The following is a 21169-nucleotide window of genomic DNA, read 5'->3' as shown; positions in this document are numbered from 1 at the left end:
TGATATTTTTTAAGATTAAATTGAAAAACTCGAATCATGCCTCCTGAATTCCAGATTAATCTTTTATTTTAGATTTAAATTTTTTCTGATAATCTTCCCATTGTTCTCGTGAACGAATTTTCTTAAAAAGATCTTTAGAAATAAATTCTAAGTAAGGTTCCAATTCTTTTGCAGATAATTCTCCCTGCAAAATAGTAATAGGATCTCCTTTTTCATCCAGAAAAACGGTGCTCGGAACAGCTCCTACATTCATATATTGAGTAAACTCATGCAGGGAATTTTTTCCTTTCTTTTTTTCCTGATCAGGATTTGAAAAAGTTCTTCCAAAAATTTCCAAAGATTTTTTTTCCTCAGCGTTGAATTTTACAGGATAATAATTTTCATTTAAAATATCAGCAATCACCTGATGTCCGTAAGTTTTCTTATCCATAATCTTACACGGACCGCACCAGTCTGCATAAAAATCGATTAATATTTTTTTAGGATTCTCTTTCTGAGCTTTCAATGCTTCTTCAATCGTCATCCATTTTATCTGTGCAAAGTTGAGAGTCAACAAAAAGAGACAGATAATGCTTATAATTTTCTTCATGATTTGATGGTTTAAGTAAAAATAAGCAATTTCTTATTTTATTTTACCTCCTGCATTAATTTTTTTACAAACGGAGAGATTAAAATTAATACAACTCCGGCAATTACAGCATATAATCCCAATTGTTTATATCCATCGGTGTAAGTGATCAAAGCATCATAGTTGGTAGAGCCTTCTTTTGCCGTCGCTAGACCAGCTCCAATGATCCCGGCAACATATTGTCCGTAAGCTGAAGCCAAAAACCACATTCCCATCATCATACCCTGGAGATTTTTCGTTGAAAGCTTTGTCATGATGGATAAACCGATAGGAGAGAGACAAAGTTCTCCTAAAGTAATAACCAATAAGGCAATTGTAAAGAAATTTAAAGAGGTGATACCTTGCAGGTTTGCAAAAAGTTTTGTCGCAAATAAAACATAATATCCAAGTCCCAGGAAAATAAATCCTAAACCAAATTTGATAATCGTATTCGGTTCGATTTTTCTTTTATTCAACCAAATCCAAAGCAATCCGAGTAACGGAGCAAGGAAAATAATGAAAAATGCACCTCCGGAATTATTAACACCGTTTGGATCCAATCCAAGAAGATCTTTATTTAAATTCTTAGCAGCAAAAATACTTAATGAACCTCCACTTTGCTCATAAATTCCCCAAAATAGAATTGAGAATAATATGAAAACTAAAGCCGCCCAAAGTTTTTTACGTTCAGCAGGCGTCACTTTTGTCATTTCGTAAAATAAGTAAATCAATGTCAATGGTCCGATTGTCCACATAAAATAGTCTGTGTATTCGGTTTTTGCAACCATTACCATGATGATAGGGACGAAAATTAATGATAAAACATACACCCCGTATTCCTGCCATTTTGGAATTGGTGCAGATTTTACTTCATTTAATGGATGCCCTGGCTGAAGCCCGATTGTTCCTAAACTTTTTTGTGTGAAAACAAAATTAATTAAGCTTATGACCATTACAATAGCTGCTAATCCGAAAGCAATATTCCATCTTAATGCTTCAGGAATTACAGTAGACAAAATTTCTCCTTTTCCAATAGCGATACAAAAATACCCACCAAGTAAAGCTCCAAGATTGATTCCGGCATAAAATAATGAAAAACCGGCATCAGCTCTTGAATCATTCGGTTTGTAGAGCTGACCAACCATTGATGAAATATTTGGTTTAAAGAAACCTGTACCTACAACGGTAAATGCGATTCCTAAGAAAAAGAATTTGTGAGGATCTGTTGCCAGAATCAAACTCCCGACAATCATTAGAAGTCCACCCCAGAAAAGAGATTTTCTGAAGCCTAAGATTTTATCGGCAAATAGACCGCCAATAAAAGTAAAGGCATACACGAAAGCCTGTGTGGCACCATATTGAAGGTTAGCTTCCTTTTCATGGAAATTAAGTTGGGAGATCATAAAGAAAACCAACATTCCTCTCATTCCGTAGAAACAAAAACGTTCCCACATTTCAGAGAAAAACAGGCTCCAGATCTGTCTAGGATATTTTCCTTTGAAATTTTGTATTTCATCTAAAGTTAAGCTCATAATTGTATATGATAATTTTTAGTTAATTTTATAGTTCTTGCAATAGTATGACAAAATACGCCATATTGGAAGAACACACGAAAATAAAAAAAACCTCCGACTTAACAGAGGTTTTAATTGTATTTTATTTGATGTGAATTAGTTTACACCGTGCATCATTTTCTTTAAGATTGGTGAAATTAACGCTAAAATTACAGCAGCAATACCACAAAGAACAACAAATACCATGAAGAATTCAAATAAGTTGTGGATTGTAAAACCTACAAACGAATTATACTCTACGGTAATAATATTTTCAGATTTTAGTTTAGCTAAGTCGGAATCTGATGGATAAGAAAGCTGTTCAGGTTTTATTTCTGCTTTTTTATCTGCTTTTTTTATTTCGTTAATTGTTTTATTGTTACTTTCAATAGCTTCGTTAAGCTTGATTTCCGTTTTGTCTAATTTTTCTTTGTCTATTTTAGCAAGGTCATATTGTGCTAAAATAAATAGTTCTTTTGGAGAAGCATTATGTTTTTTATCTAAGACAGCTTGTAAATCAATGCCTTGTTTTTCTGCAATCATAAACTTATCTCCTGTAGCTGGTAAAATTGAGCCTAATGTTCCTGCTAAAGCATAACCGGCAGCGTTAGAAATAAAGAATACTCCGTATAATAATGATGCAAATCTTTTTGGAGATAATTTCCCAACTAATGAAAGACCAATTGGCGAAAGACAAAGCTCTCCACAAGTCTGAATGAAATATAATAATACTAACCATTTTATTGCCAATAAGCCACTATTTCCCAAGTCTTTTACATTATAGGCAATAATAAAATAAGATAGAGCGATTAATGCTAATCCAATGGCCTGCTTAAGTGGGGATACTGGTTCTTTCCCTTTTTCTCTTAATTTATCCCAAAGAAGACTGAAAGGAACTGCTAAAATAACAACAAATAATCCATTGAAAATCTGTACCATTGATGCTGGCATTTTCCATCCAAATAAGAATGTTCTATCAGTTTGGTTATCAGCAATGAATGTTAAAGATGAACCAGCTTGTTCGAATGCTGCCCAAAAAAATATAATAAAGAATGATACAATATATATTACTAATATTCTCTGAATTTCTATTTTTGTAAGAGCTTTATCCATAAGAATAAGAATAGCTAAAGAAATACCTGAAGCGTATATAATTGGATAAATTATACCTTTTACTAAACTTCCTATTTCAAATTTGCTGAAAAATACTTCACTTACATGAAGATATCTAAATACGAAGAATAAAACAACAAATAAAGCAACCGCAATTCCCAATGATAAAGATGAAAACTTTGCTTTTTCTCCATTTTCTTCAGAATTGTTTGCTTTAGAAGGTACTGCTCCGATTGGCTTTCCTTCAGGTGTTACAACATATTTATCTTTTAAAAATAGGAATATTAATGTTCCAAGAACCATTGCAATACCTGCAGCTAAATATCCCCACTTAAAAACAAAAATGTCTCTTTGCCCATCTACAACAACATCTGCAATTATTGGAACAAAATATTGACTTAATAAAGCTCCAATATTAATCCCCATGTAGAAAATTGTAAATGCAGAATCTAGTTTAGACTTTTCTTGAGCAGGATATAAACTTCCTACCATCGATGAAATGTTAGGTTTAAAGAATCCATTACCGAAAATAATAACTAATAGACCTAGCCAAAATGCTATTTTTGAGGTTTCTAAACTACCATCAAATATAGTTGCGCTGTAAAAAAGTAAAAACTGTCCTATAGCCATTAAAGTTCCTCCCAAAAGGATACAATATCTGTTTCCTAGGAATTTATCAGCTATAAATCCTCCTAAAAGTGGGGTTAAATAGCATAGTGCTAAAAAACCACCATAAATGATAGATGCATTAGATTCTCCTAGACGAAGAGCATTTACCATAAATAATGTAAGAATAGCTCTCATTCCATAGAAGTTGAAACGCTCCCACATTTCTGTACCAAATAGTACCCATAGACCTTTAGGGTGACCTTTCTTTTGAACAGTATCCATATTTACTTGTTAATTTTTGTTAAGACTGACAAATATAGTTTTTTTTGTGTTTTCGGCAAGGTTTTAATTTTATATTTAAATAAAAAAGCTGCAGAACGATTCTACAGCTTGATATTCTTTATTAAAATTAAGGTTTAATGTCCTTTTTCTTTCATTATTTTATTTAATCTTTTTAACATTGAAAGTCCTAAAAGTGTTGCAAATATCAATAAAGCAAAATTCACGAGAAAATAATTCATTTTATTATCATAACTGTACCACGTACTCGCTAAAATTCCTGAAAGTTTGTTTCCAACAGAGTTGGCAAGGAAAAATCCTCCCATCATTAAGGCCGTAATTCTCGCAGGAGAAAGTTTTGAAACGAAAGAAAGTCCCATCGGTGATAGGCATAATTCCCCGACTGTGATAACTCCATAACTTGCAACCAGCCACCAGGGCGAAACTTTAACAGCACCGTTATCTCCAGCCCAAACGGCTAAAACCATTACTAAACAGGATAATCCTGAAATGAAAAGTCCCAAGACGATTTTTGTAGGTGTCAAAGGTTCTTTTCCTTTTCTTCTTAATAATGCCCAAAATCCTACAATAACCGGTGTTAGAGCAATTACCCAAAACGGATTGATCGATTGAAATAATTCTGTGTTATATAAGTATACTTTTTTCTCTGGATTTTTTTCTAAATCTGCCCGTTGTTCAGACGAAATATTTTTAAAATAAATATCTTTTCCTGTTTCTTTGAGAGGTTTTCCGTCCTTATCTTTTTGAGACTGATATTGATTATCATAAACAGAAACTTCCTTGTTTTCATATCCTTTTCCGTCAACCATATAAATTCCTTCCAATGGTTTTTCTAAAGATGCGGGAACACTTCTGTCGGTGTAATAATTTGCCCATCTCGTTAAAGCTGTTCCATTTTGTTTAAAAACTGCCCAGAAAAACATACTGATCAAAAACACGGAAAGTAAAGCTCCGATTGAAGGTTTTTCTTCCGGTTTTGCTTTAAAATAAAGTGAAGCGTAAAAATAAATAACAGGAACACAGGCGAAAATAAATGCATCTGTATTGTTACTGCCGAAAATATTTGAAGTGCTTGTAAATATATTAAGAAGGTTATCTAAATTAATCAGTTCTCCATAAGGTATATAGCACCAACCTATAATCCCAAAAATAATTGCAGGAACAAAAACTTTTAATAAAATCTCAGAAAGCTTCGTATCGCCTTCCTGTACTGGCTTCATCTGAGCTGCATGGATGTAGTGTTTTCTACCAATTGTAAAAATTATCATTCCGATCAGCATTCCACCTCCGGCAGTGATGAAGGCTTCACCCCAACCGAATTTATTTCGCATGAACGCCGCAATAATATTACAGATAAACGCTCCGATATTGATTCCCATGTAAAAAATATTGTAACCGGAATCTTTATTGGCTTTATAAGGTTCCTCGGAATACAGATTTCCTAATAAAGTAGAAATTGTTGGCTTAAAGAAACCGTTTCCGATGATAATTAATGCTAATGAAGAATAAAATAAAGTGAGATCTTTGAAAACTCCCATCCCGATATATCCGGCTGCCATTAAGATTCCTCCCAAATAAATGGATTTGATATAACCTAAAACCCTGTCTGCTAAAAATCCTCCGATGAAAGGTGTCAAATAAGTCAAAGCGATATAAGTTCCGAAAATGTCGTCTGCAGTTTTGTCGGGAAGTCCGAGACCTCCTTTCATTCCGGTAGGTTCGATAACGTACAAAACAAAAATTCCGAGAATTAAATAGTACCCGAAACGTTCCCACATTTCAGTAAAGAAGAGGAAAGGCAACCCTTTAGGATGTTTAGTCTTCATATTTTCAAATTTCAAATTTCACAAATATAGAATTTTAAAAATAATAATCGAATTTTACTAACTTTGAATAAAATAAAGATGAGGAAAATGGAAATTACATTGAAAGACTTAGAGAATAATATAAAAACACTTCCTGAAAATTTTTATGAAGAGGTGAATGATTTTATTGATTTTTTGAAGACAAAATATAACAGATCAAATGAAAATGATTGGTCGGGAATAATATCTGAGTCTCAAAGAGAATCAATAAAAAAAGGAGTTGATGACATAGAAAATGACAAAACTTTAAGTCATGAAACTGCTCAAAAGAAAATCAAAGATTACATTGCTTCAAAGAAATAATGATGGAAATTATTTGGTCTCAAGAAACTTTAAAGAATTATTTAAAGGTAATTGATTATTTGTTTGAAAACTGGACAATAAAAGAAATCGAAAGATTTGAAAATCATTTTAATAAATTAATTGATAATCTTAAAAATCATGTTGCGATTTGTCCAAAATCTAAGATACTGAATTTAAGAAAATGTATTATTGACGAAAACAATTCTCTAATTTATCAGGAAGTTAATGATAAAATTTTTCTTGTAACCATTATTGATAACCGAAGTTTTCATTTTTACTAGTTTACTAGATAAAAAAATCCGAATCTTAAAAAAAGATTCGGATTTTTTATGTTTAAATTTTATTTGAGATTACAAATTCTCCAAAATAAAATCAGTCATTTTCTGATATAATTGAGGTCTTGTTTGTCCACCGTAAATTCCGTGATTTTTATCAGGATAAGCCATGAAATCAAACTGTTTCTTGTTTTGAATCAAAGCCTCTGAGAATTCCATAGAATTTTGGAAATGTACATTGTCATCGGCAGTTCCGTGAATTAGTAAGAATTTGCCTTTTAACAGGTTTGCATATTCAGTTGGTGAGTTTTTATCATATCCATCGGCATTTTCCTGAGGTGTTCTCATGAATCTTTCAGTATAAACCGAATCATAATATCTCCAGTTCGTAACAGGCGCAACCGCGACACCCATTTTGAAAATATCAGCTCCTTTCGTCATCGCCAAACTTGTCATGTAACCTCCGAAACTCCACCCAAACATGCCGATTCTTGATTTATCGATATAAGATTGGTTTCCGAACCATTTTGCGGCGGTAATCTGATCTTCAATTTCATATTTTCCTAAATTCATGTACGTTACTTTTTTGAATTTAGCACCTTTGTAACCAGTTCCACGCCCGTCAACACAAGCCACGATGTACCCTTTTTGTGCCAACATTTCGAACCAGATTCCGTTTCCATTGTCCCAAGAATTTGAAACCTGCTGAGAGCCCGGTCCTGAATACTGGAACATGAACAGTGGATATTTCTTGTTTTTATCAAAATTTTTAGGCTTAATAATCCAAGCATTCATCTGATCTCCGGCTTCGTTTGGAATTGTGATGAATTCTTTTTCCGTAAAATTATCAGCTTTTAATTTCTGAAGTTGAGCGTCATTATTCTGAAGTTCTTTTACCACTTTACCATTTCCGTCTTTTAAAACATAGGTGTAAGGTTTTGCAGCGGTAGATGAGGTTTCGATGAAATAATTATAGTTTTTGCTGAAATTTGCAGAATTATTTCCTTCTCCGTTTGAAATCAGCTGAGATTTTCCATTTTCGATATTTATTTTAGAAACCACTTTATTGATGCTTCCTTTTTCTGTAGTCTGAACGTAAATTTCTTTAGACTTAGGATTAAACCCATAATAATCAGTTACTTCCCAGTTCCCTTTTGTGATTTGCTTTTTCAGCTTTCCATCTTTGTCGTACCAATACAGATGACGGTTTCCATCTCTTTCAGATCCCCAAAGGAAAGAATTATCCTCTAAAAATTCTAATGTCGGGCTGTCTGTATCGATCCATTTTTCATCCGTTTCTGTAAATAATTTCTGAACGGCTCCCGTTTTTGTGTTTACTTTTAAAACATCAGAAGCATTTTGAATTCTGTCGGAAGTAATTAAAACAATTTCGTCAGGTTTTGCAGTCTGAATAACGTTTGGAATGTAATAATTTTTGAAATTATCTAAATTAACCTTCGTTTTTTTACCATCACTTAATTGATAAATATACGCTGAAGCCACAGAGTTTTTTTCTCCCGCTTTCGGATATTTATATCGCATCTCGCTTGGATAAAGCGTTTTACCATAAATTGGAATGTAGATTTCCGGAACTTCTGTTTCGTCTAATTTTACGAAAAGAATCGCGTCAGAATTTTTTGTCCATTCATACAATCTTGCATGTCCGAATTCTTCTTCATACACCCAGTCTGCAAGACCGTTTAATATTTTATTTTTAACGCCTTGCTCAGTGATTTGTGTAATTTTTCCTGAATTTAAATCCTGATAGAATAGATTGTTATCAGCAATGAAAGAAATTTTTGTAGCATCAGGCGAAAATCTTGGTTCCTGAACGGCTTTTCCTTCGTTAAGGCTTACTGTTTTTCCTGATTTCAAGTCTTTAACATCATATTTTCCTAAGAAAGAATGTCTGTAAATTGGCTGACTTTCCTTTAACAAAAGGATTTTAGACTCATCATCAGAAAATTCATAGCTCTGGAATTGTCCGTCTACAAGGTTTCCCTCTTTTTGAGAAGTTTTGTAAGAATATTTTGCGATTCCGCCCTGTTCGATAACCAAATAATTTTCACCGTTTTTCATGGAAGTGATTCCGGCAATGCCTTTTCCACGGTAATATCCTGAATATATTTTGTCTAAAGTGATTTCCTGTGCCGACAAACTTTGAAATGCAGCAGCAATAGTTAGAGTTAGTAAGAATTTTTTCATTTCTAATTTTAAGAGAATCCAAATATAACAATTTTATCAAATGCAGAAAAAAGCAATTTTAATTAAGGTCTTTGGCAAAAGAATTGAATATATTAAAGTATAATCAAATCAATAATAATTATGGAAACGAATGCCTTTAACCAAAAGCTGAATCGTTATGTTTTAGACGATCAAATCGTATATACAGGATTTTCAAGTTTTAAAGATGCCGAAGAATGTGCTCGGAAAAAAGAAGGAAATTTGGTGGAAGTAGGCTTCAAAGACGGAAATGACAATCCTGAAATTTGCCAGGATGCAGATTTAATTGAAAAAAAGCTTCATTTTTTTGTGGATGCAGGTGATGAGTACAAATTTATTCATTCATCAGATCCAGGATTTCGAAAGTATGCAGATGAACTGCAGAAAATTAAATCTAATCAACAACAAAAAAGTCCCGAAGAAAGATATTTTGCCAATTTTGAAATTGAAAATATAGAAGACCCGATTATTGTGATTAAAAATGATCATTTCGAATCGGTGACATCAAGAGAACGGTCGAAATATCTGAAGCATGCAAGTGTTTATGAAATAGGAGTTTCTTTACCCAAATCTTAAAATATCAGTATTATGAGCAAGACAAAATATTCAGAAAAAGCTCAGGACAAAGTAGGAAAAGTAATGCACGAATTCAAGGAAGGGAAGTTGAAATCTTCGTCCGGAGAAAAAGTGAAAAGCAGAAAACAGGCAGTTGCCATCGGTATTTCCGAAGCTAAAGAAGCCGGTCTAAAAGTACCTAAAAGAAAAAAGGATTAATACAAAAATAAAATCGGTATGAATATGTTTCAAACCGATTTTATTGTTTTAAAAAGATGCTTCGACAGGCTCAGCATGACATCTCTAATACTAACTTTTTAAGTGAATTTGTAGCGGTGTCATGCTGAGCCTGTCGAAGTATTTATAAATATTAAATTATCCATTATAATTATAAAGCACCTTATAATATTCATCAGCCATTCTATCACTGTTGAACTGGTCTTTCACATCATTCATCGAGTTATACTGAACTTTTCTCCATTTATTCGGGTTGTCATAATAAGCAGGAAGGATTTCATTTTCAAGGATTTCGTATAATTTGTTTAAATCATAATTATCCTGCTCATAAACACTCATATTGTGATAATCTGCTTTTGGAACAACGAAAGAATTTTCGCCGTGTTTTGCAAATTCAGGAATCCATCCGTCGTCGGTTGAAAGGTTTACAGAACCGTTCATTGCAGCCGTCATTCCGGAAGTTCCGGAAGCTTCTCTCGGAACCCTTGGATTGTTCAGCCAAAGATCTGAACCTTGTTTTAAAGATTTACTTAATGACAATTCATAACCTGTAAGAACCGCCATATTTTTATGATTTTTGCTTTCTTCAACCAAAGAATTGAACGTTGAGATCGCAGAATAATCCATCGGATAAGGTTTTCCCGCCCAAATAATTTGTACAGGATATTTCGGATGATTTAATAATTTGTAAAATCTGTCTTTGTCGTGTAAAAGTAAGTCTGCTCGTTTGTAACCTGCAAATCTTCTTGCCCAGACAATGGTGAAGATATTAGGATTAAATAAATTTCCTGTTTGATCTGCTACGATTTTGAAAAGTCTTTTCTTTAAATGTTTTTTACGGTAATCGAAAACGGTTTCGTCATTTTCATCCTTTGCGTTGTAAAGTGGTTTATCCGACCAATATTTAAATTCCTGAGCGTTGGTAATAGAAGTAATTTCGCAAATTCCCGGATATTTGCTCCACATTGCTCGTGAAACGACGCCGTGAAGTTGGGAAACTCCATTCGCAACTCTTGCCATTTTTAAAGCACAAAGCGAGTGGTTGAAACGGTCTTCATCTGTACCTTCAATACTTTTCACATCTTCCATACTAAAGCCTGAAAAATAAGACATATCATAGCAAAGTCTTAAATTATGTTTTTCATTTCCGGCTTCTTCAGGAGTATGGGTTGTGAAAACCAGTTTTTCTTTAACTCGATTTAGATCTCCATTATATTTTTTCAGCAAATGAAAAGCGGCAGGCAGTCCGTGAGCTTCATTCAGGTGATAAATATCTCTTTCGATATTTAATTCATCCAATAATTTTGCACCGCCTTTTCCCAGTAAAATATACTGTGCCAGTTTTGTAGATTCGTTGGCATCATAGAGTTTATGAGAAATCGTTTTTGAAACATGATCATTTTCAGGAACATCCGTTGAAAGGAAAAACATCGGAGCTGTATGGAAAATTTCGGGATCAAGATAATATACTTTTACCCAAACCGGAGCACTGTGAATTTCAATCTGAAATTTTACTCCCGTATCTTCAAGAAAACTGTACATTTTTCTTGTCCAGGTTGGCTGTAAAGTCTGGTCGTGATTTCTTGCCTGATCATAATAACCGAATTTCCAGAGAATTCCGATTCCGATAAGATCCTGTTTAAGATTATAAGCGCTTCTCATATGAGATCCTGCCAAAAATCCAAGTCCTCCCGAATATATTTTTAAAACCTGTTCAATGGCAAATTCCATTGAGAAATAGGCTACTTTTTTAGAATATTGTGGATTTACACTAAAGGGTATTTTAAAATTTTTAAAATCCATACATCAACAGTTTTTATAATGAAGCGTCAAAGGTATCGATTATGAAAATAAACTCTAGATTAATTATTTTATAAATTAACATTAAAAATAAATTTCGAGCAATTTTTTTGTTTACCTTTAATATGTAAAATTTTGAAAATCAAAACTTTCATGATGTAAAATCATAGGTTTTATGTGTACCATAACGATAATAAAAATTGTCACATGAAAAAGGTATTTTCTGATGAAGATTTAATTAAAAATCTAAGCTTATATTATCTGAATCGACATTTGAAAAAAAAGCCGATAGAGAAATATCATCGTAAAATAGATGAATCTCCTCTTCACGACCGTGAAAAATATAAGAAGAAGGCCGAGATTTTACTACTCAATTCTTTTATGCACCATTTTCCGGAAGTTCAATTTGAAAATCTTACCTGCGAAAGTCCAGACTTTATCGCAAAATTCAACGACAAAAAGATCGGAATCGAATTAACCGAAGTAATTAACCATCTGGAAATGAAAAAGGTTGAAAGTAATTTAAACAAAATTTTCCGTCAGACTGAAATATTATTGGAACAAGAAGACACTACGAAATATCGTGGTGTTTATTTTTTAGAATTCTACCCGAATATTAAACTGGATACTTTGGAAAGTCATGAAGAAATTATTCTGAATATCTATAAAAGCATCAAAAGGGGAAAACCTGCAGGATGTGTGAAAAGTGTCAGAAAATCTTCTCATCGCAGAAATGTTTTCATTACTCACGAATATAACATGAACTTGTTTGATGAGCTTTGTTCGGAGAAAATTTTAGAATTAATCGAAAAGAAAAACGAGAAATTTCCTTATTATGATAATACCGTTGATGAATGTTGGCTGGTGATTGTTTCAGACATGAATTCTATTGCTTCCAGATATACTTTTATTCAGGATAAAGAGCATTTAAATGAAGTGAAAAGCCCGTTTCATAAAATTTTTCATTTAGAGAATCTTTGCGGAAATATTACGAGTATTAAATAATCTGTATTAAAACCTTATTATTTTTCCTTTTTTGTTGAATTATTCTTTCTTAAATAAGTTATTTTTCATGCAAAATGTTTACATTTGATATACACGTAGTTACATCACTGAATTAATAACCAAAATGAAAGGATATGAAAAAATATTTACTGCTTTTCTTATTACTTGTATCACACTCCGTTTTCTCCCAGGCAGATTGTTCTACTGCATTGACGGTTTGTGGAAATTCTAATATTACCTACTCTCCTTCGGGAATCGGTGCCGTTAATGAAAATTTAGGAGGCTGTCTGATATCGGGTGAACATAATTCGATTTGGTATAAAATTACTATTGCTACAGGCGGAACACTAACTTTTGATCTCACCCCGAGTGATCCGGATGCAGATTATGATTGGGCAGTTTACGGCCCGAATGTTACCTGCGGAACTTTAGGAGCGGCAATACGATGTAATGCAGCCACTGTTGTTGGTGTTGGTGCAGCGACCGGATTAAATATGACGAGCACTATTATAAGCGCGCCAGGTGGTTCTCTTACACCTTACTGTAAATATTTGGATGTTTTACCGGGGCAGACGTATTATTTGTATATAGATAATTGGGTTGATGTATTTAATCCTACAATGGCTCCATTTTCTTTAACGTGGGGAGGAACAGCTACTTTGGCTTCACCATTTACGAATCCTAATATACAGACTCAGCCGTTTACAGCACCGGGAGTTCCTGCTGCAAATCCTGCAGATCCAAGGGAAATTGTCGTATGCGAAAATCCAATGATTTTTAATTTTAATACTTTGTCTGCAGGTATTTTGAACGGGAATGTCAATTTCGTGATAAGTTATCATACTTCTCAAAATGATGCCCTTTCCGGAGCAAACCCTATTTTGGCACCGCAGACTGTCAATACAACTTCTACTTACTATTATAGCATACATTACGAAGATCCTGCAAATCCTGCCAATCCTATAAATTCTTGTAGACAGGTTGGAACTTTTAAATTTAAATATGGAAATATTTCCGGAACTAATGTTATTCTTTACAGTTGTAATAATAACAATGCCGGAATTGGAACATTCGATCTTACCTCTGCAGCAGTATTTGCTGATCCTACTGCTGTTAAAAAATATTATAATTCAATTGGTGATCTTAATGCCGGCATTAATGAAATTACCAATCCTGCCGCTTTTGTATCTGCAGAAGGCATAGTTTATGTGAAAATTACTTCCCAATACGGATGTGTAGCCATTGCGGAAATTTCTCTTAAATTTTATCCTGTAGTTGTTGTAAATGATGCAACTTTAAGATCATGTTTTATTGAATCAAAACCCTCAACAGCGTCATTCGACCTTACACTTGCTCTGGTTACAAGCCAAACGGGGACTAAAAAATATTATCCGTCTTTAGCAGATGCAGAGAATGGAACAAATGAAATTCTTACCCCAACAGCTTATATCGCGCCAAACGGTGTAGTTTTCATAAAAGTAATAAACGGAAACGGCTGTTTTGCTATAGCGAAAGTAACTTTAATCGTGCTTTCTCCGGTATATTCGAATATTCTGGAAGATAAAATAATCTGTATGGAAGATAAGACAACATTGGATGCCGGTCCCGGATTTACAAGTTATGAATGGAGTACCGGAGCAACAACTCAGACAATTAATAATGTAGGAGTTGGTACCTATTGGGTTAAACTCAAGACAGGAGAATGTGTAACAAAACAAGCCGTAAAAGTTTATGCTTCTGAACAGCCGGTTATTTCAAGTGTTGATATTGCCAATAATACAGTTACCGTTAATGTAACAGGCGGAACTGCACCATATAAATATTCTATGGACGGAATAAACTGGCAGGATTCTAATGCCTTTAGCAATGTTCCTCGTGGTGACAGTCATGTTTTTGTGAAAGATTCTTACGATTGCGATCCAATTGATATTACGATTGTTGTTCCTAATTTGGTGAATGTAATTACGCCAAACGGAGATGGAATTAATGATGTTATAGATTATTCTGCATTGGGAAGTAAACAAAATTTAGTATTCAATATTTTTGACAGATATGGAACAAAAATTTTCCAGGCAGATAAATCTAATAATTACAAATGGGACGGAACCATTGCAGGAAAAAAAGTCGCAACAGGTACTTACTGGTATTCCGTAACATGGAACGAGAATGATAAAAAGAATACTTTATTCAAATATTCAGGATGGGTAATGGTGAAAAACAGAGACTAAAAATAATTTTGATAAACATAAAACCATCTTGAAAGAGATGGTTTTTTAGTTGAATACTTTTGTATCTTTAAAATAATCAGAAAGATATACTATTTTTCCGCTTTCTGAAAACTGGATAATTGTACAGATTTCGTTTTCATATGTTCCTTTTCCTGATATATTTCCCAAAGAATTGGTTTGATAAAAATATTTCTCATTACCTAAAGCAAAAATATCAGAAACATGCCATTCTATATTTTCATAACGTCTGAAAATTGCCCTGAACAAAGCCAGAATTCTGTTTTTACCCGAAATTTCTTTCGAAGGCGGAATCCAGATTATGCTTTCATCAGTAAACCATTTTTCCAGATGTACAGGATTCAAGGAATTTAAATCTTTCATAAAATGACTGACTTTACAAATCATAATTTTCATTTATATCATATACGCGAAAATTATTAACTTGGTTTTTATTTTAAATGTCATGAAAGAGCTATTTATAAAACGTTTTGAATATTACAAATCTCTTGGTGATAAAACATTTGAGCAGCTTTCCGAAGAGCAGCTTTTCTGGCAGTTTAATGAAGAAAGTAATTCCATAGCCATTATCGTAAAACATATTGCTGGAAATATGCTTTCGAGATGGACAAATTTTTTAACGGAAGACGGCGAAAAAAGCTGGCGAAACCGCGATGGAGAATTTCTAAATAATTTTAAAACTAAAAAAGAGATTTTAGATTTTTGGGAAGAGGGCTGGAAATGTTTTTTAAATGCTTTAAACCAAATTAATGACGATAATTTATATTCTACGCTGTATATAAGAAGTGAGCCGCAATTGGTTATAGATGCTGTTTTCCGTCAGATGGCTCATTATCCTTATCATATCGGACAAATTGTATACATTGCAAAAATGATAAAAGATGGCGATTGGAAAACACTTTCTATTGCAAGAAATAAATCTCAGGAGTTTAATAATGAAATGAAAAACAAACTTTCAGAAAACGATTTTAATTCAAATTCTTCGCCTGTTTGTTTTCAAAATAGCCCGGAAGTAAGAGATGAATATAATCAATAGATTCAATCAATTTAGAAATAATATTAAAATTACTATCTTTGCACCCTAAAATTTAGGAGTAAATAATGTCAACTTTTCAGAGAACAGCCGCATTTCACACCCTTGGCTGCAAATTAAATTTTGCGGAAACATCTACTATTGCCCGTCAATTGACAGATGCAGGTTATGATAAGGTGAGTTTTGACGAAAAGGCAAATATTTATGTCATTAATACATGTTCAGTAACAGAAAACGCCGACCGTGAATGTAAACTTCACGTAAAAAGAGCCATGAAAGCCAATCCGGAAGGTTTGGTGGTGATTGTCGGATGTTACGCACAGCTGAAACCTGAAGAAATTTCACAGATTGAAGGTGTTGATTTGGTTCTTGGAGCCAAAGAAAAGTTCAATATTTTAAGTTATCTTGATGACTTGGAGAAATCTGACAGTGAAGGTATTGTTCATTCTTGTGAAATTGAAGAGACCGATTTCTTTATCGGAAGTTACTCAATTGGTGACAGAACCAGAGCTTTTCTGAAAGTTCAGGATGGGTGTGATTATAAATGTACGTACTGTACGATTCCTTTAGCAAGGGGGATTTCCCGTTCCGATACCATCGAAAATGTTATCAAAAACGCCAAAGAAATTGCCGGAAGAGACATCAAAGAAATTGTTTTAACTGGTGTAAATATCGGTGATTACGGAAAGGGCGAATTCGGAAATAAAAGACACGAACATACTTTTTTAGACTTAATTTCAGAGCTTGATCAGGTTGAAGGAATCGAAAGAATCCGTATTTCTTCGATTGAACCTAATCTTTTGAAAGACGAAAGCATTGAATTGGTTTCTAAAAGTAAAAGTTTTGTCCCACATTTTCATATTCCGTTGCAGTCGGGAAGCGATGATTTATTGAAAAAAATGAAACGTCGTTATTTAACGAAATTATACAATGACAGAGTCAATAAAATCCGTGAAGTAATGCCTGATGCGGCTATCGGTGTTGACGTAATCGTTGGTTTTCCGGGAGAAACTGAAGAAAGATTCATGGAAACCTATAATTTCCTGAATGATCTTCCTATTACTTATTTACACGTTTTCACATATTCTGAAAGAGAAAATACGGAAGCTGTAGGAATGGAAGGCGTTGTTCCGATCCCTGAAAGAAAAAAACGCAACAAAATGCTTAGAATTCTTTCTGAAAAGAAGAAAATGGCATTTTATCAAACTCAATTGGGGAAAACACTTCCTGTTCTTTGGGAGCACGAAAATAAAGAAGGCAAAATGTATGGCTTCACAGAAAATTATGTGAGAGTACAAAAAGATTTTGACCAAGCATCTGTAAACCAGATCGAATTCTTAAATTTAGAAAAAATCCTGTCAGATGGCACGGTTTCTGTGCAGTCATCCTACGAAAGTTTTTTAGCAAAAGCATAGGCTCTTTGCAAAATTTCTACTAAATTTATTTTAACTTTTAAATATTACATTCTATGAGAGATAAGTTTTTATCTTGGGGAATTGTGTTGGTAATTGTCGCTTGGGTTGTGGCATTGCTGATCAAAGCAGACTACTGGATTCCGATTCTTTTGTCAGCCTTCTATGCATTAGGGGTTTACAACGCTTATCAGTCAAAACATGCTATTTTAAGGAACTTTCCTGTTGTCGGGTATTTCCGGTACTTTTTTGAAAGTATTTCGCCCGAAATGCAGCAATATTTTATCGAAAGAGAAACAGATGGGAAACCTTTCCCTAGAAATCAGCGTTCTGCAGTGTACAGACGTGCCAAAAATCTGAGTGATACAGTTCCTTTTGGAACTCAATTAGAAGTTAATCATAGAAAATATGAAGGAATTAAGCATTCTATTTACGCTAAATCTCCCTCAGAAGAACTGCCGAGAGTTTGGGTAGGAGGTGAGCAGTGTTCCCAGCCTTATCATGCTTCATTATTTAATATTTCGGCGATGAGTTTCGGGGCGTTGAGTGACAGAGCTCAGATTTCTTTGAACAGAGGCGCAAAAAAAGGAAATTTTTATCATAATACGGGCGAAGGAGGGATTTCTCCCCATCATTTGGAAGGAGGAGATCTTTGCTGGCAGATCGGAACAGGATATTTTGGATGTAGGGATGACGAAGGAAAATTTAATCCTGAATTGTTTACAAAATACTCCAATCTTCCGAATGTAAAGATGATTGAAATTAAATTATCTCAAGGTGCAAAACCCGGTCACGGTGGAGTTTTACCGGGCGTAAAAAATACCCCTGAAATTGCAAAAATCCGTCACGTCACCCCGGGAATGACGATCATTTCTCCTCCATCACATTCAGCTTTTTCTAATGCAGCGGGATTGTTGAGATTTGTTCAGCAATTGAGAGAACTTTCAGGAGGGAAACCTGTTGGGTTTAAGCTTTGTATTGGTGATACCAAAGAGTTTGAAGATATCTGTGTTCAGATGAATGTATTAAAAATTTACCCTGATTTTATCACAATCGACGGAGCAGAAGGAGGAACCGGAGCAGCACCACCGGAATTTTCAGATGGAGTAGGAATGCCTTTGGAACCGGCTCTGATTTTTGTGAACAGAACGCTTAATAATTATAATTTAAGAGGAAAATTGAGAGTCATTGCCAGCGGAAAAGTTCTTACAAGTTTGGATATTCTGCGAGCAGTTGCGATGGGTGCAGATATGTGTAATAATGCTAGAGGATTTATGTTTTCTTTGGGTTGCATTCAGGCGTTGAGATGTAACAATAATAAGTGCCCTACTGGAGTTGCAACACAAGATAAAATGTTAATTAAAGGACTGGATGTTACAGATAAAGCAGAAAGAGTATATCATTTTCATAAAAATACCCTGCATACTTGCAACGAATTAATTGCAGCAGCCGGAAGAAGCTCTTACGAAGAAGTTGATGCTACCATGTTTATGAGGGGTGATGAATTTGATCATTTGGCAGACCTTTATTTTCCTGATATTTTGGGTAATGTAAAACAGAAAGCAAGATCTTAATTTAAATAAATAAAAAAGCGCTTCAATTTTGAAGCGCTTTTTTATTTATTGATCAATAAGCGGTCTTGCATTTGCTTTATAGATTTGAAAATTAAATATAAAAGAAATATTCTTCAATGAATAATTATTATAGTTGTAGTGTGCATCTCTTGCGAAGGCTGCTCTGGATGGTACAATAATCACTCCTTGTAAATTATAGGGATCTCCATCTGCCATATTTGTAAATCCTTTGAAATATGTCAATCCTTCTTGAAGTCCTTCAATCTCATAGTAACTTCTTGGTTTTGAAGTGTCTGCATCCAAAATGCTTTTTTTCACATAATAAAAGAGAGGGTCTGTCAAAGGAGAGCCTCCGCCATTAATAGTGTTAACAAGACTTCCTGCAAGTGAAAAAGCTATATTTCCATCTGTATTGGTTGCAAGATAATAGTTTGCTCTTATCATTGTTCTGATCTGGGTTTTTGCACTAAGATCAGTCGCAAATGGGTCAATTGTAACTCCGGGGGAAGGTTGTGCTCCGTCTCTTACAATATAAACAACCCCCGAAGGAAGTTTTACAGGATTAAGTTCAGATAATTTTTTGTAATTATCATCAGTAGCATCTGTTGAACTGAATGCTTTTATATTTCCTTGAGTATCCAGGTAATTTTCATTCATAAACTTTTGAATTGCCTGATCATCATAAGAATTTCTAACTGCTATGTCATCTGGCTCTACAAAAGTTGCCACATCATCGTCATCCTTTTTACAAGCAGAAAAACATAAAGATCCCGCAAGGATATATAAAAATATTTTTTTCATTTCAAAAACTTTAATTACTTTACAAATAATATAACGACAAAAGTATAAAAAATTATGAGAATAGATAAATTTTTATGGAGTATTCGTTTTTATAAGACAAGAACCATTGCTACTGAGGAGATTAAAAAGAATAGAGTTTCTATCGGTGAGTCGGTTGTGAAGTCTTCTAAAGAGGTAAAAGAAGGAGATGTGATTAAGATCCGTAAAAATCAGATTGATTATAAAATTAAAGTGATTCAGATTCCTAAAAGCAGAATGGGGGCTAAACTTGTTTCGCTTCACATAAAAGATGTGACAGATAAAGAACAGTATGAAATCCTCAAAATGAGGAAAGCATCACAGGATTATTACAGAATTAAAGGTGAGGGTAGACCAACCAAGAAAGACCGAAGAGAAATGGATGATTATGTAGAAAATGAAAATGATGTGGCAGCAGATTTTACAGATTGGGATGATTTCTTTGGTGAAACAGGTGGTGATTCGGGAAGTGAAAATTAATTTTAAATAAAAGCTCTAGAGATAGAGCTTTTCTATTATTTCTTCAACAATTTTTTCAGGTTCTTTCGCATCGGTACTTACAATAAATTGTGCTTTACTGTAAAATTCATTTCTTTCGAATAGATGTTTTGCAATAAACTCAGGCAGGTCCTCTTCGGAAATATTCGCAATCAAAGGTCTTTTTTCTTTTTGTTTTGAAATTCTTTCAGACAAAGTGGCAATTGATGCTCTCAAAAAAATACTTTTTGAATTATGGTTGATGATTTCCATATTATTATAGTAAACGGGAGTTCCCCCACCAAGACTCAAAACCAAGTTTTCTTGTGTTGCCAGAAGTTCTTCCAAAGTTTCTCTTTCCAGCTTTCTAAAGTAGATTTCTCCCTTTTTCTCGAAGATTTCAGGGATTGTCAGCTTTTTTCTTTTAGAAATCTCTTTATCGAGGTCAATTAATTTAAAATTTATTTTCTCGCTTAATATTTTGGAAATGTGAGATTTGCCACTTCCCATGTATCCGACCAATGAAATTATCATGAATTTTTTTTAAACAAATTTGCGAAAAAGTTTTGAGATAAAGAAAAAACTCATATCTTTGCACCACTAAAAATGAGGGATACTATTACAGTATTAATCGTTAATAAAGTGACCGACTCGGTAGCTCAGCTGGTAGAGCAATACACTTTTAATGTATGGGTCCTGGGTTCGAATCCCAGCCGGGTCACAAGCAAAAAAATTACCACATTTTGTAATTTTATTGCCTGCGTGGTGAAATTGGTAGACACGCCATCTTGAGGGGGTGGTTTCCTAAGGATGTGCTGGTTCGAATCCAGTCGCAGGCACACTGCAGAAAATTGAAATAATTGGTATGATTTATTAGATTTAGTACTATATTTATCATACGATTGTGACCGACTCGGTAGCTCAGCTGGTAGAGCAATACACTTTTAATGTATGGGTCCTGGGTTCGAATCCCAGCCGGGTCACAAGTTTACTGAAAAGTAAATTTTTTTCATATTAATATTTTGTGATTTGGTGTTTCAAAGGCTTCCGCAAGAAGCCTTTGATTTTTAAAAATAAATTTTGCAAAAACAAAAAATATTGTATCTTTGCAGCTCTTAAAAAACGACTATCTATATTTTCAGATATTTCGATGATAAGTGACT

The 21169-nt window shown here is 33.9% G+C and carries 19 protein-coding genes and 3 tRNA genes; 13 read left to right on the top strand and 9 right to left on the bottom strand.

Annotated elements, in window-relative coordinates; translation table 11 throughout:
• Positions 1-55: 55 nt before the first annotated feature.
• The 4 genes from ABD745_RS11100 to ABD745_RS11085 all read right to left on the bottom strand — a co-directional run bounded on the left by ABD745_RS11100 (position 56) and on the right by ABD745_RS11085 (position 6008).
• Positions 56-589, bottom strand: a complete 534-nt coding sequence (locus tag ABD745_RS11100) for a thioredoxin family protein (RefSeq protein ID WP_344829398.1) — start codon at positions 587-589, stop codon at positions 56-58.
• 38 nt (positions 590-627) lie between these two features.
• A complete protein-coding gene (locus ABD745_RS11095) occupies positions 628-2139 on the bottom strand; it encodes a peptide MFS transporter (protein ID WP_344829389.1) in 1512 nt (503 codons plus the stop codon).
• Positions 2140-2277: 138 nt separating this feature from the next.
• Entirely contained in the window at positions 2278-4164 is a 1887-nt protein-coding gene (locus ABD745_RS11090) for a peptide MFS transporter (RefSeq protein ID WP_344829380.1), read from the bottom strand.
• Between the two features lie 134 nt (positions 4165-4298).
• Positions 4299-6008, bottom strand: a complete 1710-nt coding sequence (locus tag ABD745_RS11085; RefSeq protein WP_344829371.1) for a peptide MFS transporter — start codon at positions 6006-6008, stop codon at positions 4299-4301.
• An 87-nt stretch (positions 6009-6095) separates the two neighbouring features.
• Here ABD745_RS11085 and ABD745_RS11080 point away from each other — a divergent pair, with 87 nt between their 5' ends.
• Positions 6096-6350, top strand: coding sequence for a DUF2281 domain-containing protein (locus tag ABD745_RS11080; protein WP_344829359.1), 255 nt, complete (start codon positions 6096-6098; stop codon positions 6348-6350).
• Entirely contained in the window at positions 6350-6631 is a 282-nt protein-coding gene (locus ABD745_RS11075; protein ID WP_344829350.1) for a type II toxin-antitoxin system RelE/ParE family toxin, read from the top strand. Before ABD745_RS11080 ends, ABD745_RS11075 begins: the two co-directional genes overlap by 1 nt.
• Positions 6632-6700: 69 nt before the next feature.
• Here ABD745_RS11075 and ABD745_RS11070 read toward each other — a convergent pair whose 3' ends face one another.
• On the bottom strand, positions 6701-8830 hold the full coding sequence (locus ABD745_RS11070) for a S9 family peptidase (protein WP_344829333.1): 2130 nt from the start codon (positions 8828-8830) through the stop codon (positions 6701-6703).
• A gap of 120 nt (positions 8831-8950) precedes the next feature.
• On the opposite strand from ABD745_RS11070, the gene ABD745_RS11065 reads away from it, so the two are divergent.
• Positions 8951-9424 carry a hypothetical protein gene (locus ABD745_RS11065; protein WP_344829323.1) on the top strand — a complete coding sequence of 158 codons (474 nt, stop codon included), beginning with the start codon at positions 8951-8953 and terminating at the stop codon, positions 9422-9424.
• 12 nt (positions 9425-9436) lie between these two features.
• Positions 9437-9622, top strand: coding sequence for a DUF6496 domain-containing protein (locus ABD745_RS11060; RefSeq protein WP_344829315.1), 186 nt, complete (start codon positions 9437-9439; stop codon positions 9620-9622).
• A gap of 156 nt (positions 9623-9778) precedes the next feature.
• Here ABD745_RS11060 and glgP read toward each other — a convergent pair whose 3' ends face one another.
• A complete protein-coding gene (gene glgP, locus ABD745_RS11055) occupies positions 9779-11443 on the bottom strand; it encodes an alpha-glucan family phosphorylase (RefSeq protein WP_344829307.1) in 1665 nt (554 codons plus the stop codon).
• Between the two features lie 204 nt (positions 11444-11647).
• Between glgP and ABD745_RS11050 the strand changes: the two genes are divergently transcribed.
• Positions 11648-12445 carry a hypothetical protein gene (locus tag ABD745_RS11050; protein ID WP_344829302.1) on the top strand — a complete coding sequence of 266 codons (798 nt, stop codon included), beginning with the start codon at positions 11648-11650 and terminating at the stop codon, positions 12443-12445.
• 134 nt (positions 12446-12579) lie between these two features.
• Positions 12580-14673 carry a T9SS type B sorting domain-containing protein gene (locus ABD745_RS11045; RefSeq protein WP_344829296.1) on the top strand — a complete coding sequence of 698 codons (2094 nt, stop codon included), beginning with the start codon at positions 12580-12582 and terminating at the stop codon, positions 14671-14673.
• Between the two features lie 45 nt (positions 14674-14718).
• Here the strand turns inward: ABD745_RS11045 and ABD745_RS11040 are convergent, their stop codons facing one another.
• Positions 14719-15054: a nuclear transport factor 2 family protein gene (locus ABD745_RS11040; RefSeq protein WP_344829290.1), complete on the bottom strand. Its 336-nt coding sequence runs from the start codon at positions 15052-15054 to the stop codon at positions 14719-14721.
• Positions 15055-15136: 82 nt separating this feature from the next.
• On the opposite strand from ABD745_RS11040, the gene ABD745_RS11035 reads away from it, so the two are divergent.
• The 3 genes from ABD745_RS11035 to ABD745_RS11025 all read left to right on the top strand — a co-directional run bounded on the left by ABD745_RS11035 (position 15137) and on the right by ABD745_RS11025 (position 18710).
• A complete protein-coding gene (locus tag ABD745_RS11035) occupies positions 15137-15727 on the top strand; it encodes a DUF1572 family protein (RefSeq protein ID WP_344829286.1) in 591 nt (196 codons plus the stop codon).
• Between the two features lie 65 nt (positions 15728-15792).
• Entirely contained in the window at positions 15793-17139 is a 1347-nt protein-coding gene (mtaB, locus tag ABD745_RS11030) for a tRNA (N(6)-L-threonylcarbamoyladenosine(37)-C(2))-methylthiotransferase MtaB (RefSeq protein WP_344829280.1), read from the top strand.
• A 53-nt stretch (positions 17140-17192) separates the two neighbouring features.
• Positions 17193-18710, top strand: coding sequence for an FMN-binding glutamate synthase family protein (locus ABD745_RS11025; protein WP_344829274.1), 1518 nt, complete (start codon positions 17193-17195; stop codon positions 18708-18710).
• Positions 18711-18755: 45 nt separating this feature from the next.
• On the opposite strand, the gene ABD745_RS11020 is transcribed toward ABD745_RS11025, so the two are convergent.
• A complete protein-coding gene (locus ABD745_RS11020) occupies positions 18756-19511 on the bottom strand; it encodes a hypothetical protein (RefSeq protein WP_344829272.1) in 756 nt (251 codons plus the stop codon).
• 54 nt (positions 19512-19565) lie between these two features.
• Here ABD745_RS11020 and ABD745_RS11015 point away from each other — a divergent pair, with 54 nt between their 5' ends.
• Positions 19566-20009 carry an RNA-binding S4 domain-containing protein gene (locus ABD745_RS11015; RefSeq protein ID WP_344829270.1) on the top strand — a complete coding sequence of 148 codons (444 nt, stop codon included), beginning with the start codon at positions 19566-19568 and terminating at the stop codon, positions 20007-20009.
• Positions 20010-20024: 15 nt separating this feature from the next.
• On the opposite strand, the gene ABD745_RS11010 is transcribed toward ABD745_RS11015, so the two are convergent.
• The gene (locus ABD745_RS11010) at positions 20025-20540 is read right to left on the bottom strand and encodes a shikimate kinase (protein WP_344829268.1); all 516 of its coding nucleotides are present in this window, start codon (positions 20538-20540) and stop codon (positions 20025-20027) included.
• A gap of 114 nt (positions 20541-20654) precedes the next feature.
• On the opposite strand from ABD745_RS11010, the gene ABD745_RS11005 reads away from it, so the two are divergent.
• The 3 genes from ABD745_RS11005 (at position 20655) to ABD745_RS10995 (ending at position 20989) form a co-directional block, all read left to right on the top strand.
• Positions 20655-20727: transfer RNA gene (locus tag ABD745_RS11005), tRNA-Lys, on the top strand.
• A 35-nt stretch (positions 20728-20762) separates the two neighbouring features.
• A tRNA-Leu gene (locus ABD745_RS11000) sits at positions 20763-20845 on the top strand.
• A gap of 71 nt (positions 20846-20916) precedes the next feature.
• Positions 20917-20989, top strand: a tRNA-Lys gene (locus tag ABD745_RS10995).
• The last annotated feature ends 180 nt before the right edge of the window (positions 20990-21169 follow it).

The organism is Chryseobacterium ginsenosidimutans (genome assembly GCF_039536845.1).
Classification (GTDB): domain Bacteria; phylum Bacteroidota; class Bacteroidia; order Flavobacteriales; family Weeksellaceae; genus Chryseobacterium; species Chryseobacterium ginsenosidimutans_B.
This window is presented reverse-complemented; position numbering and strand designations above follow the sequence as displayed.